The 13,736-nt window shown below is 47.1% G+C and carries 11 protein-coding genes; 9 read left to right on the top strand and 2 right to left on the bottom strand.

Translation table 11 applies throughout. The features are described 5' to 3' along the window. The first annotated feature begins 98 nt into the window (after positions 1-98). From AC0LWN_RS09125 to AC0LWN_RS09145, 5 genes are all read left to right on the top strand, one after another. Complete coding sequence (locus tag AC0LWN_RS09125; protein ID WP_474664450.1) at positions 99-1,601, top strand: spore germination protein; 1,503 nt, start codon at positions 99-101, stop codon at positions 1,599-1,601. Positions 1,602-1,637: 36 nt separating this feature from the next. Then, entirely contained in the window at positions 1,638-2,765 is a 1,128-nt protein-coding gene (locus AC0LWN_RS09130; RefSeq protein WP_474664452.1) for a Ger(x)C family spore germination protein, read from the top strand. An 18-nt stretch (positions 2,766-2,783) separates the two neighbouring features. Next, on the top strand, positions 2,784-3,002 hold the full coding sequence (locus AC0LWN_RS09135) for a hypothetical protein (protein WP_458966809.1): 219 nt from the start codon (positions 2,784-2,786) through the stop codon (positions 3,000-3,002). Positions 3,003-3,020: 18 nt separating this feature from the next. Continuing rightward, complete coding sequence (locus AC0LWN_RS09140) at positions 3,021-4,136, top strand: GerAB/ArcD/ProY family transporter (RefSeq protein ID WP_474664455.1); 1,116 nt, start codon at positions 3,021-3,023, stop codon at positions 4,134-4,136. A gap of 111 nt (positions 4,137-4,247) precedes the next feature. After that, a complete protein-coding gene (locus AC0LWN_RS09145; protein ID WP_474664457.1) occupies positions 4,248-5,051 on the top strand; it encodes an inositol monophosphatase family protein in 804 nt (267 codons plus the stop codon). A gap of 121 nt (positions 5,052-5,172) precedes the next feature. On the opposite strand, the gene AC0LWN_RS09150 is transcribed toward AC0LWN_RS09145, so the two are convergent. Next, on the bottom strand, positions 5,173-7,128 hold the full coding sequence (locus AC0LWN_RS09150; protein ID WP_474664459.1) for an ATP-dependent DNA helicase: 1,956 nt from the start codon (positions 7,126-7,128) through the stop codon (positions 5,173-5,175). A gap of 61 nt (positions 7,129-7,189) precedes the next feature. Beyond that, positions 7,190-7,540: a winged helix-turn-helix transcriptional regulator gene (locus tag AC0LWN_RS09155; protein WP_474664461.1), complete on the bottom strand. Its 351-nt coding sequence runs from the start codon at positions 7,538-7,540 to the stop codon at positions 7,190-7,192. A gap of 144 nt (positions 7,541-7,684) precedes the next feature. Between AC0LWN_RS09155 and AC0LWN_RS09160 the strand changes: the two genes are divergently transcribed. From AC0LWN_RS09160 to AC0LWN_RS09175, 4 genes are all read left to right on the top strand, one after another. Then, positions 7,685-8,599 (top strand): DsbA family oxidoreductase, encoded by a 915-nt coding sequence (locus tag AC0LWN_RS09160; RefSeq protein ID WP_474664463.1) that lies wholly within the window; start codon positions 7,685-7,687, stop codon positions 8,597-8,599. 159 nt (positions 8,600-8,758) lie between these two features. Next, positions 8,759-9,610, top strand: coding sequence for an aldo/keto reductase (locus AC0LWN_RS09165; protein ID WP_474664465.1), 852 nt, complete (start codon positions 8,759-8,761; stop codon positions 9,608-9,610). A gap of 70 nt (positions 9,611-9,680) precedes the next feature. Beyond that, complete coding sequence (locus AC0LWN_RS09170) at positions 9,681-10,661, top strand: aldo/keto reductase (RefSeq protein ID WP_474664467.1); 981 nt, start codon at positions 9,681-9,683, stop codon at positions 10,659-10,661. Positions 10,662-10,740: 79 nt separating this feature from the next. Then, entirely contained in the window at positions 10,741-13,653 is a 2,913-nt protein-coding gene (locus tag AC0LWN_RS09175) for a DUF8487 domain-containing protein (protein WP_474664469.1), read from the top strand. Positions 13,654-13,736: the final 83 nt, after the last annotated feature.

Below are 13,736 nucleotides of genomic sequence, written 5' to 3' on the forward strand. Positions count from 1 at the left end.
GTGAAAGATGGGATAATAATTCGCCACCATGGTTAAAATAACCGTACTTTAACAAAGCTGAACTGCTATAACCAGTACTGGCGACAGGAGGAGGTGGGATGCAGACACGTGGCACTCTTTTCGTTGCTGAATTAGACCGCAATGTAGAGGCACTAAAAGGAATACTAGGTGAAGCCGATGACATTTCGTTTCGCTCGTTTTTGATTGGCGGAACAATCAGGGCTGAACTCGTTAATATTCCCAGCATGTCGAATAGGCAGGAGATCGATCAAAGCGTCTTGAAGCCTCTCATGCAATCGGGGGATGGATTAAGCAACGATTTGCAATCCGTTAAAATGCGCCTTTTACCTGTCATTTCTGTTGATGAGGCTGCGACTGTTGAGGAATGCGCTGATCAATTGATTAAAGGAAATCCTTTGCTTTTTATTGACGGTTGTACCGGTGCGTTACTGTTGGGACTCGATCAATGGGAGAAGCGTAGTATAGAAGAGCCTCAGACTGAAACATCGCTGCGGGGGCCGCGCGAAGGCTTCACCGAATCGATCAAGACCAATCTCTCGCTATTGCGGCGGAGGATCCAGAGTGTGAAGCTGCAAGTAAAATCGCACAGAATTGGCAGCTATACAGGGACTGAAGTCTGCATTGCTTATATAGACGGCTTGGCTAAGACTTCCTTATTACATGAGGTACAAACCAGGCTCGAGCGCATTGATATTGACAGCGTACTAGAGACCGGGTACATAGAAGAGCTGACGGAAGACAATCCATACTCGCCGTTTCCGCAGCAGCAGTTTACGGAACGGGTTGATGTGGCGGCAGCGGGCTTGCTCGAAGGCCGTATCGTTCTGCTGGTCGACGGCACGCCGGATGTGCTCATTGTTCCTTCGACGCTGGCTACGCTTCTCCAGGCTGCTGACGATTATTATAACCGGACAGTATACGCCAGCTTTTTGCGTTTTTTGCGGTACTGGACGCTCCTCTTGTCCATGATACTTCCGGCAGTGTACGTCGCGATTTTGAATTTTCATCATGAAATGGTGCCAGGTAAGCTGTTGGCCAGCATTGCCTCAGCGCGTGAGGAAATCCCGTTTCCGACTTTCGTAGAAGTTATAATGATGCAGCTCGCGTTCGAGGTGCTGCGTGAAGCCGGGCTCCGTCTTCCGAGGCAAATCGGTTCCGCTGTTACAATCGTCGGTGCGCTGGTCGTAGGAGAAGCCGCTGTATCGGCCGGGCTCGTGTCGGCCCCGATTGTCATTATTATTGCTTTTACGGGCATTGCGGGATTCACGGCTCCTCATTATTCTCTGGAGTTCGCCATTCGTCTATTGAGACTGCCACTCATTATACTGGGGGGGACGCTAGGCTTGCTTGGTGTGACGTTTGGCATTATAGCTATTGCCATTCATTTGTGTATGCTTCGCTCTTACGGTGTCCCCTACTTGTCTCCTTTAGCGCCTTTTGTGGCAAGTGAAATGAAGGATTTCATGATTCGGGCTCCCCGATGGAAAATGAAAAGGCGTCCCGGTTTTACGAATTTGCGGAACCTCCAGCGGCTTTCCCGAGGGCAGAAGCCGGGCTCAGACAGAGGAGGCGGGAACTGACGGATTATGGAGAGAAGTAGGAGAGTATTGCTCGTAATGGCGGTAGCCGGTTTGCTGTTTGTGACGGGCTGCTGGGATCGTGAGGAAGTTAATGATCTGGCGATTGTGACTACAGCCGGTTTGGACCTAAATGAAGATGGGAAGATTGAATTATCACTGGAGATTGTCATTCCTAAGGAGAGAGGGAGTGAGACACAAAAGGGCAAGAATAACTCAAAAAGTAGCGGTTCATCTTTGATTTGGACCGCTTCAGGAGCAACTGCGGCGGATGCTGCTTCCGAGTTGCAGACTAAGCTGTCCCGCACTATCTATTGGGGGCAGCTTGAAATGTTGGTCGTTGGAGAGGCGTTGTCTCATAGCCAGCTTAGGGAACAGTTGGATTATCTCGTGCGCGACAGCAATGTTCGTCTGCGGGTTAAGCCATTCGTCAGCAAGGGAACAGCACGCGATTTTCTCGCTTCCACCTCTCCGCTCGAACGGACCAAAGCGGATTTTCTGGAAGGTGAATCCGAGCGTCTCTTCCGCAGACCAATAACGCTTAATAGCCTCGTACAGAAACTCGGAAATATTTCAAATGAGGCATTTATACCTTACGTTGATACCACGCATGACGGCGAGGAAAACGTCCCATATGTGAAAGGTTATGCTGCCTTCTCTGGTTACCATATGGCCGGATTGATTCAAGGAGAGTCTTACTCTGGGGCTAAATGGATATTGGAACAAATGAGAGGCGACGTTGAGACGGTGAAGCTGGAGCGGCCCTCCTCTTCGCTCATTTCGCTTGGAGTCCTTTCTTCCAGCACCCGGCTCGCTCCTAATCTTAAGGGAGAAATACCGCATATGGACATTTTGATCGAAGCCGAGATGAGCATTGTTCAAAATACGACCCGCTTTAAAACATCTGATTCGAAGTTTATTCACAATGTTGAAGAGGTGGCGGTCGACGACATCCGCCATAAGACGGAGGCAACAATTAAGCAAGCCCAAAGAATGGGAGCCGATATTTTTGGCTTCGGCGATGCGATTGACCGCCACAATCCCCGGAAATGGAAACATATACATGACCACTGGAAGCAAATTTATCCTTCGATGCAAACAGACGTGCAGGTTAAGGTGAAAATCAGACAAATTGGGATGAACAGTGTGCCTGTCGGCGAATCCTGAAAAGAGGTGTGAAGCCAAGTGACCTGGGTGAAGGTGGCGGGAGCAACGTTTGCAACCGCCTTGATGGTTTGGGCCGAATGGCGTTGTCTGGGAAACAACCAAAAGAGAGAGCGGGTATCGCTGATCGCCATTGCAGGTGTTGCATGGCTTATGGCTGTGCTCATCCTTCTATTTCCCAATATGCCAGGACCGATCGATATGTATAACAGTATATTTAAGCGGTTGACTTCGGGTTGAAGGGAGGAGAGTTGACTTATGATAGAGAAAGGGAAGATTTCCGCAGCGCAGCTAGGTCTTCTTTTTTATTCGGTAACTGCCTACGACGGAATCCTGTATATTCCGAAAATAACGGGAAAGGAAGCCGGGCACGATTTATGGATATCACCGATCTGGGCTCACCTGCCCGGATTGCTGTTTGTGCTTATGATTCTCCGACTCAACAGTATGTTTCCGAAGGAAACCATCATTCAGTACAGCGAGCGGCTGCTTGGACCTTGGCTCGGCAGAGCCGCGGGGCTTGCCGTCATATTTTATGGTATCAATCTGACTTCTGTTATATTGAGGGAGTTTGGCGACTTTATTTCGGCTGTCTTTTTACAAAAAACGCCACCCTTTGTTGCCGTTTGCGGAATTGTCTTACTTATATCCTACGCCGTCAGAGGAGGGGTGGAGGTTCTAGGAAGGCTGGCACAACTGTTCCTGCCGCTAACTTTCCTGGTGTTTGGACTTCTGCTCATCTTATCAATTCCTGAATGGGACGTAAACAATATCCTCCCCGTTATGGGCGAAGGGATCGTTCCTTCCCTTAAAGGGGCCATTATCCCGTTCAGTTGGTTCTCTGGTTATATGATGCTCGGTATATATTTTCCATTCGTGTCGAATCAGAGGAAAACGACAGCGTATGTATTATTAACCTGGTTTACTCTCATGGTTACATTGTCTGTCTCTGGGCTAGTATCCGTATTTCTCTTCGGCAAGCATGTCAGCGCATTGAATTATCCGTTTATTGAAGTTGTCCGGTATATAGGAATAGGTAAGTTTATCCAGCATGTGGACGCCTTGCTGCTAATCGTTTGGCTCCCCGGAACATTCATTCAGTTAACCACCTATCTGTACACAGCATCGTTGGGGGCTAGCCAGTGGCTCAGACTCAACAACTACCGCCAGCTTGTGCTTCCAATAGGCCTGCTTACGCTAGTGCTGAGTATATGGCAAACTTCCGGCGTTGAACAATTCGAAACATATTTGGGAACGACCCATGTTATTCTTGATTTCTGCAACATTGCTCTCGGTCTTCTACTGTCCCTAACGGCATGGATTCGGAGCCGCAAAGACGCTGTTCCCGAAAATAATAATGGCGAGTCTCCGTAATAACTGAATGTATTAAAATGTAACTCCACTAAATATGGTTATATTAAGGAGAAAAGCTGAAGTAACGCCATACAACAAGCAATTATGTCCATATTTTCCGGAGGTATATAAATGTCTAAACAATACCTTAACGTTCTCAAAGAATGTGTTATCGAGACAGGAAAAAACAGTTTGCGGCACATAGAAGGACACATTAGTGTAGGTTCGAAAGCATCGCATAAAGAATTAGTTACATTCGTAGACCGCCAAAATGAGCAAATGGTAGTACAACGAATAAAGGAAGATTTTCCTCATCACAAAATTATGGGAGAAGAAACTTATACAGGGGAAGTTTTTGAGCCGGATGACTTCATTTGGATTATTGACCCGATTGATGGGACAACTAACTATTTGCATCAAAAAGAAAGTTTTGCGATCTCAATCGCTTTATACCAGAATGGTCAAGGGATTTGCGGGGCCATATATAATCCTTCTACTGATGAACTTTTTTGGGCAGAGAAAGGTACAGGTGCATATCTGAACAATAAACGGCTTTTGCTTAATTCTACATCAGTGGCATTAACCAATTCATTAATTTCTACGTATATTCGATATGATCAGGAAGAACAGAAACTTGGATTTGAAAGGTTTGTATATCATATAGCTAATGAGTCCAGAGGAATCCGTATGATTGGGTGCGGCTCTCTGGAACTGGCTTACGTGGCTTGCGGACGATTCAATGCGTATTTTAGCTCACTTCAGAAACCGTGGGATTTTGCGGCAGGTAAATTGTTAATCGAAGAGGCAGGCGGTAAAATTACTTGTTTAAACGGGGATCCGATAAATATATATCAGTCAGGGAGTAGTATTCTTGCGGCCAGTAAGGAACTTCATCAGGAAATATTGAATATTTCTAAGACAATTTTGTACGCTTAACGTTTAGTATATATCCTATGTTAATAGCACCGCTGATACTTCAGCGGTGCTGTCTTTTCCTATCCCAAGCTTTTCTTATTTTGTTCGAGTAAGCTGGATACGTAATCGGCTTGTTCCATTTTCACACAGTACGCTTTATTCCCTTTTCTTTAACAAACTTCTCCAGAACCGAGAAATCCTCGGTAACCTTCTTAAACGGTAAAGTTTCCAGTACCTTATCCCGGTAATCCTTTTTGGCTGCGGCGCTGAGGCGGGAATCAAGTATGCTGAGCACACCAAGGTCAGTTTCGCTACGGATCAGACGTCCGGTTCCTTGCCGTAACCGAAGAAGCATGTCCGGGACAAAAACCTCCTTCAAAGGATTCTCCGCTAAAGCTGCCTTATATTCATAGATAGGATCGGCCGGAACAGGGAAGGGCAGACGGAAAATAATGACCTGCGACAGGTCGGAGCCTTCGATATTCACACCTTCCCAGAATACACCGGTACTAAGGAGTACGCCTTTACTGCCCCGGAATTCAGCGATTACCCCGTCCTGGGAAGCTCCCTCTTTTTGAACATGCAACGCCCATTTGAGCTCATCCGCACCCGAAATCAGCTTCTTATGAATGTACTTCATATCCTCCTTGGCTGAAAAAAGGACCAGTGTTCTTCCTTGTGTCAAATTACAGAGCTTAAGCATTTCTGTATAGGCTGCTTCAAGATATAATTCCCGCTTATCATGGCGGTAGTACGGAATGTTGCCCGAGATGTACATCATGGCATGGCTGCTGTAATCAAAGGGTGAGGATTGGCGGTCCATATAATCACCCGTGTAACCGAGGGATTGCGTCAAATAAGCGTATTGTTCCTCCAGCGTTTCTCCGCCTTGACACATGGTTGCTGACGTTAAGATAACAGGTGTCTTGCCGTTAAATAATGTGTATTTTAGAAACTGGCTTATCGCTTTTGGGCAGATGCTGATCGTCGCTTCACGCAGGGTATTGCTTGCCCATATGAGATAATTGTCCTCTACTCCTGCCAAGACATCAAAGAGGTCGATAAGTCCGTTCATTGCTTCAAAAACATCATCGATCTCCCGCTCGTGCCGGGAAGTTAATACTGAGAGGCTAAGACTAAGGTCTCTCAAATCACGCGACGCCCGGCTTAACGGAACACCTTTAATCTCCGACACTTTTATACGGTCGTTATCCTGCTTGGCTGCAAGGAGCAAATCAGCGTCTATCTGTCTAAAAATACGTTCAACGCAGCTTTTTAAAAATTTGGATTGTGAGAAGAGGCTCTTATCCCCGGACTGCTTAAAGAGAATCTGCAAAGCATCATCCAGAATACGGCAGGTTCTCCGGAAAGTAAACTCAAGCGTTCCTGCATCTCTGACCTTTGCCTCCAGATTATGAGCTTCATCAATCACGATCAGAGCCGGCTGCTCTGTAATTATGCCTCTGGTTCCTTCTTTTTTCTTAATCAAATCCCGGATGAGCAGGTCCTGGTTCACGATAATGAAATCAATGTCACAAGCCCTGGCATTAATTTTTGCTCTCATATCATAAAACAAACAGGCATTTTTATAATGGCAGCGTTCAAATATGCAATCATTCACGCAAACATTAGACCATTCGGCATCGCTAATCCCGCCCTTGATATCCGCTCTTTCATCAATCTCAAAATTCAAAATACGCTGCGCAAGGGTTGATAGGGGGGAGCCTGAATCATCAGGCCCGAACAAGCCCGCTGCCCTGTGGCGGCAGGCATATTGGCCCATGCCTTTTCCAACTACGGAGCGAACCGTCGTGAATCCGAGCCGGCTTCCGATCACTCTTAAGTCTTTATGTATCTGCTCTGAAAGCTGAATGGAGGAGGTTGCAATAATGACCGGCTGCCGCGATACCTGATTAATGAGCAGGCCGGGAATGAGGTATCCAAAGGACTTGCCGATTCCAACCCCGGCTTCAATCATAGCGTTTCGGCCATTGATATAAGCATCAGCGATATCCAGAGACATATCCTGCTGACCGATCCGCTCCCTTAGTCCAATCCTGGGAAATCTGTCATACATCCGGAAGATGGCATTAACCAAAGAGGGTTCGGTGTCCTTTTTTGGCTCCCGCTTCTGTAATTTATAGAGATCACTTAGCCAACTAATAACGATCGCCCCTCTTCAATATCACGTGCATGTTTCGTTCACCCCAAGCAACGATTTCTTCAATAAGGGGCACTAATTCCTTTCCTGACGGGGTAAGCGAGTATTCTACCCGCGGAGGCACCTCATTGTATTGTTCTCTATGAACAATTCCGTTGTCGATAAGATCTTTAAGACAATTGGTTAGCGTCGTTCCTGTGATGCCATGAAGCTTTCTTTTTAATTCATTATACCGGATGGATTCGTCTTCACTTAAAAAAGCAAGTATGGGTAAATTCCATTTACCTCCAATAACATGAAATGCGAAGGTTGCCGGACAGCGTTGCTCTAAGCTAAATTCATATTTCATCTTGGTTCCTCCAATAGTTCATTTTATATACTAGGTATTAAAAATAATAGTACTTGTGTAAAAGTGTGTAGATTTTATAATTATACTATTCAAAGAACTAAATTGCATACCACTTTGAAATAAAGATTAAAGGAGGGCTAAATCATGAGTGATCCCAATATGGTGTGTGATCTTGAGACCGGGGTATGCGGCCCCGGGGATGAAGATGCTGTGCAAGAAATTGACTTGAATCAAATAGAGAGAAAGGTGACTTTATACTACGTTACCGATCCGATTTGTTCCCATTGTTGGGCGTTAGAGCCTGTCCTGAACCGGTTTACCCGGGAATACGGCCAGTACTTTCATATGAAAACGATTATGGGAGGTTTGCTGGCCAGCTGGAAGGGATTCTCGGATAGTGGCAACGGAATTCAGAAGCCTTCAGATGTTGCTCAACATTGGAGAGAAGTGGGGGAACACTCCCGTATGCCAATAGATGGATCATTGTGGCATACTAATCCGATCCTTTCATCCTATCCTCCTTCCAGAGTATTTAAAGTGATTCAACGCAAACAAGAGGGCAAAGAAAGTGAGTTCTTGAGACACGCCCGTGAAGCAGTGTTTGCATTCAATCAAAATATTGGTGAAGAGGATGTACTGGTAAATATCGTTGACAAACTGGGCATGGATGGAAAAGCAATCGTTGAGGAATCCGCTCTTGAGTCAGCTCAGGATTGGTTGGAAGAAGATTTCCAAATGTCCTCCCGCCTTGGTGTGCGGGGATTCCCAACCATAATTATGGTCAATGAAGAAAATAAAGGTGTAAAAGTTGTCGGAGCCAGAACCTTGGAAACCTATAGAGAAGGACTTCAGCAAATCATTAAAGATGAGCTTAAGCCTAAAAGGATATCAAATTTGTCAAAGGTACTGGGAAAAGGGCAGGTTCTCTTTTCGAAAGAAATAGAGGTTATGTATGATGTTGAAAAAAGTGGTGTGAAAGCATTTATCGAATCTGAATTGCCCGGGCATTCATACCGCATTGGAAGTATAATGGACGAGATTTATATTGAGGGTCTCTAAATACGGACCTCGTTAAAATCTGTTGAGTGAACCCTTGAAAATCCATAGCTAAAAGATTCATTTGACTTCGTGTTACTCGAAGGTGATAGACTTACAGTTGCATGCAATGGATAAACGCGAGTGACTTGAATCATCATATTAGTAACAGGAGGGTTTCATATGAAGAACGTTATTTTAAACAATGGCCTGGAGATGCCGATACTCGGATTTGGCGTGTATCAGATTGCAGATGCCAATGAATGTGAGCAATGTGTTTATGACGCGATTATGGCAGGCTATCGTCTAATTGATACGGCTGCGGCTTACCGGAACGAAGAAGCGGTTGGGAAAGCAATCAAACGCAGCGGTGTGCCAAGAGAGGAGCTGTTTATTACTACAAAACTCTGGGTACAGGATGCCGGTTATGAGAGCACCAAGAAAGCTTTTGCCAAATCGCTCGCGAGATTACAGCTCGATTATTTGGATTTGTACTTAATTCATCAGCCTTTCGGTGATGTGCATGGCTCTTGGCGTGCTATGGAGGAACTGTATCGTGAAGGAAAAATCCGGGCAATCGGAGTCAGCAACTTCCAGATGGATCGTTTGGCAGATTTGATGGTTCATAATGAAGTCGTTCCAGCCGTTAACCAGGTTGAGACGCATCCTTTCTGCCAGCAGGTTGAAAGTGGCAGCTATATGAAAGAGAACCATGTTCAGATCGAGTCCTGGGGGCCTTTTGCTGAAGGGAGAAACAACATGTTCCAGAATGAGGTTCTGGTGTCGCTGGCTGAGAAGCATAAGAAATCCGTTGCTCAGGTGATTTTGCGCTGGATGATCCAAAGAGATGTTGTTGTCATTCCAAAGTCTGTCCATAAAGCAAGAATCATCGAAAACTTCGAGGTCTTTGACTTTGAATTGAGCAGTGAGGATATGGAGAAGATTGCCGCACTGGATACGAAGAAGAGCGTGTTCTTCTCACACAATGATCCTGCAATCGTGAGATCAATAGGCTCCGCTAGATTTGATATTTAATTGCGCTTGACTTGGAGTGAACTCCAGGGGGTAGTCTAAGCTTATCCCTTGAAGAGGAGTGTGCTTAACAATGGAATATGTGAAACTCGGAAATACCGGCGTGGATGTGTCGCGGCTGTGCATCGGTTGTATGAGCTTCGGCATTGCGGAGCGCTGGGTTCATCCGTGGGTGCTTGACGAGGAGCAGAGCCGGTCTATCATCAAAAAGGCCCTTGATTCAGGCATAAACTTTTTTGATACGGCAAATGTGTATGCGGATGGGACAAGCGAAGAGATCGTCGGTAGAGCGCTTAAAGATTACGCTAACCGGGATGAGGTGGTCATCGCGACAAAGGTATATTTCCGCATGCACGAGGGTCCGAACGGAGCGGGATTGTCCCGGAAGGCGATTATAAGCGAGGTCGACAAAAGCCTCAAACGGCTGGGAACGGATTATGTGGACCTTTACCAGATTCATCGCTGGGACTATAATACGCCGATTGAAGAAACGATGGAAGCCCTCCACGATGTGGTGAAAGCGGGAAAAGTAAGGTACATCGGAGCTTCGGCAATGTATGCCTGGCAGTTTCTCAAGGCAAATCACGTAGCTGAGAAGCATGGCTGGACACGGTTTAAAACAATGCAGAATCATTACAACCTCATCTACCGTGAGGAGGAACGGGAAATGATGCCGCTGTGCAAGGAAGAGAAAATCGGCGTCATTCCTTACAGCCCGCTTGCATCCGGAAGATTGACGAGGGACTGGAAGGAAACGACCCGCCGTTCTGAAACCGATCAGGTGCAGAAAAGCAAATATGATGCGATGGCAGAAGCTGACCGATTAATTGTGGAAAGAGTGGCTTCAATCGCAGAACAGCGCGGCGTTCCCCGCGCCCAAATCGCGCTTGCCTGGTTGCTGCAGAAGGAGCCGGTGACTTCTCCGATTATCGGGACTACAAAAATGTCCCATCTCGAAGATGGCCTTGCCGCCCTGTCGGTTAAGCTAACGCCCGAAGAAATCACGTACTTGGAAGAGCCATATGTCCCGCATCCGGTTGTGGGAGCACTATAGGAAGCTGAGTATGACTTTAAGAAAAAGCGAAGATTAAAGTGCAACAAGAACCGGCCACTGAACATTGGTGGCCGGTTCTTTGTGTACGCCGGATGTCAAAAATGTGCTTGTCATTTTCTACAAAATATTGAATGATTATGGGGATGTCTATGGAATCGTCTACTTACTATTAGGAGTGATAGAGAACATGTACGCGAAAATGAATTTGGAAGGCGTCTGGAAGCTGCAGCTGGATACCCTGAAACAGGGTTTATCCTTGCCGTTCCAAGATTCCATTACACTTCCAGGCACCACTTCATACGCCCGTAAGGGGACGAAGAATGAGTCTATTCTGGCGGGAGCTTTGACGGATGAATATCAATTTGAAGGATATGCCTGGTTTTCAAGAGAAGTGGAGATTCCCGGGCATTTGGCCGGCTCCACCTGTTTTCTATATCTGGAGAGAACCCGCGTGACGACAATCTGGCTGGATGGCCAGGAGGTCGGTACACAGAACAGTCTTAATACGCCGCACCTGTATGAGCTGAAAGGACTGGTTCACGGTATACATACCTTAACCATTCGCGTAGACAATACCGGTTACCCGACCAAAGGGGGACATCTGACCTCGCCCGATACACAGACCAATTGGAACGGAATCACAGGCCGCATAGAGCTTCAGTTCTTCAAGGAATCCTACTTAAAGGATATACAAGTGTACACGGACATCAGGAACCGGTCGGTTAGAATTACTTCCAGGCTGGAAGGCGAGGGAAAAGGAGTTGTTGCCGTCTCTGCAAGAAGCTGCGGCTCTCAGCCGGTGCATGAAGTGATGGAGCAGGAATTTGCACTCTCCGGGAAGGATATCTCCATTGACTATGCCATGGGGAAGGATGCATTACTCTGGAGTGATGAGAATCCTGACTTGTATAAGCTTACAGTTAATCTGAAGAACGAGAATGGAGAAGTTCTGGATAGTCATGAGATTTTGGTGGGCTTGCGGGATTTCCGTGCGGATGGGGACAAGTTCACCATCAACGGAACCAAAACCTTTCTCCGTGGAAAACACGACGGCTTGATCTTTCCGCTGACCGGCTATGCGCCAACCACGGTGGAAGAGTGGCTCAGAATCCTGGGCATCTCCAAGTCCTACGGCATCAATCATTACAGGTTCCATACCTGCTGTCCGCCGGAGGCCGCTTTTACCGCCGCAGACATGCTGGGCATCTACATGGAGCCGGAGCTGCCGTTCTGGGGAACGATTACCGAGGAGACCGACGAGCAGCATAATCAGGCGGAGCAGGATTACCTGATCAGCGAAGGTTATGCCATTCTTAGGGCATTCGGCAACCATCCCTCGTTTGTGATGATGTCGATGGGTAACGAGCTGTGGGGCAGCAAGTCCAGAATTGATGGTTTTTTGAAAGACTATAAGGCATTTGACAATCGCCATCTGTATACTCAGGGCTCCAATAATCATCAATGGGTGCCTTCTATTCAAGAGCATGATGATTTCTTCTGCGGTGTGCGTTTTTCCAGAGACCGGCTCTTCAGAGGTTCTTATGCGATGTGTGATGCACCGCTGGGCCACGTTCAGACTGATGTGCCAGGCACCATGACTGATTATGATGCGCAGATCATCCCTCCGGATTTCCATAGTGGGGAAGAGGCGGCTGAAGAGGGTGATGGAAGTGTGCAAATCCAGTTCGGGACCGAGGCCAAGACGGTTAAGGTAAGTGATGCGGCGACAGAATGGATTCCCCATATTCCAGTCATCTCCCATGAGATCGGACAATATGCGACCTATCCTAATTTTGATGAAATTGAAAAGTATAGAGGGCCGCTGAAGGCCGAGAATTTTAAAATATTCCGCGAGCGGCTGGAGCAAAAAGGGCTGGGCCACCTGGCCGCCAAATACTTCGAGTGTTCCGGACAGCTGGCGGTGGCCTGCTATAAGGAAGAGCTGGAAGCCGCTTTCCGGTCCAGGAAGCTCGCAGGGTTCCAGCTGCTTGATCTTCAGGATTTCAGCGGACAGGGAACAGCACTGGTTGGCATTCTTGACGCTTTCATGGATTCCAAGGGACTCATCACACCCGAAGAATGGCGTACCTTCTGCAGCAATGCTGTGCTCATGGCCAGATTCGAGAAGTATAACTATGTGTCAGAGGAGATCTTCAATGCGCATATTGAGCTAATCTGCTACCTGAGCAAGCCGCTTGGCCAGGTCGATCTGTATTGGGAGCTCAGTGATGGACAGAAGACGCTGGCGGATGGGACAGCAAGTGTGTCTGTTCCTGAAGGAGAGAATTACATTGATATCTGTGATCTGGCGATAGATATGCCTGCCGTGGACACCATGACGCAGGTTGCCTTGTCCCTGAGGATCGGAAATACGGATATCCGCAAAACGTATGATCTCTGGATTTATCCTAATCATGTACCTGTTGACACCACTGGTGTCCATTGGTTCGGGGAGCTGTCCGGCGAAGCCCTTGCTCTATTGGAACAAGGAGAGAACGTTGTTCTAATGCCTAAGCCGGAAAGCCTGAACAATGCTATAGAAGGATTCTACAGTACGGATTTCTGGTGTTATCCAATGTTTCGTTCGATCTCTGAGAGCATGAACCGGCCGGTGCCTGTCGGCACTATGGGACTTCTGATCCGCAATGAGCACCCGGTATTCAAGCACTTTCCGTGCCAAGAATATTCTACCTATCCCTGGTGGAGTATTGTGTCCCATTCACGGTCGCTCATCATGGACGGAACCGGCAGCGAATGGAGTCCGATTGTCCAGACCATCGACAATTTCGAACGAAACCATAAGCTTGGCTTCCTGTTCGAATGCAAGGTAGGCCCGGGAAATCTGCTGGTATGTCCGCTGGATACCGAGCAGGCAGCGGCAACACCGGAAGGCAGACAGTTCCTGTTCAGCTTGCTGAGCTATGTGAAGTCCGCGGACTTCCAGCCTGCTTACGAAATCGGAGTGTCTGAGCTTCTAGCCCTGGTGAAATAATAGATGCCAGTGATTGCGCTAAAAATGAATAGCAGATGAACAAAAGAGATCAACGATGTTACTATCGTTGATCTCTTTTGCAG

Source organism: Paenibacillus sp. sgz302115, from assembly GCF_056120445.1.

Bases quoted from the DNA above. Each gene is read 5' to 3' on its own strand.
- AC0LWN_RS09125 (WP_474664450.1), top strand. From the start codon at position 99: ATGCAGACACGTGGCACTCTTTTCGTTGCTGAATTAGACCGCAATGTA.
- AC0LWN_RS09130 (WP_474664452.1), top strand. From the start codon at position 1,638: ATGGCGGTAGCCGGTTTGCTGTTTGTGACGGGCTGCTGGGATCGTGAG.
- AC0LWN_RS09140 (WP_474664455.1), top strand. From the start codon at position 3,021: ATGATAGAGAAAGGGAAGATTTCCGCAGCGCAGCTAGGTCTTCTTTTT.
- AC0LWN_RS09145 (WP_474664457.1), top strand. From the start codon at position 4,248: ATGTCTAAACAATACCTTAACGTTCTCAAAGAATGTGTTATCGAGACA.
- AC0LWN_RS09155 (WP_474664461.1), bottom strand. From the start codon at position 7,540: ATGAAATATGAATTTAGCTTAGAGCAACGCTGTCCGGCAACCTTCGCA.
- AC0LWN_RS09160 (WP_474664463.1), top strand. From the start codon at position 7,685: ATGAGTGATCCCAATATGGTGTGTGATCTTGAGACCGGGGTATGCGGC.
- AC0LWN_RS09165 (WP_474664465.1), top strand. From the start codon at position 8,759: ATGAAGAACGTTATTTTAAACAATGGCCTGGAGATGCCGATACTCGGA.
- AC0LWN_RS09170 (WP_474664467.1), top strand. From the start codon at position 9,681: ATGGAATATGTGAAACTCGGAAATACCGGCGTGGATGTGTCGCGGCTG.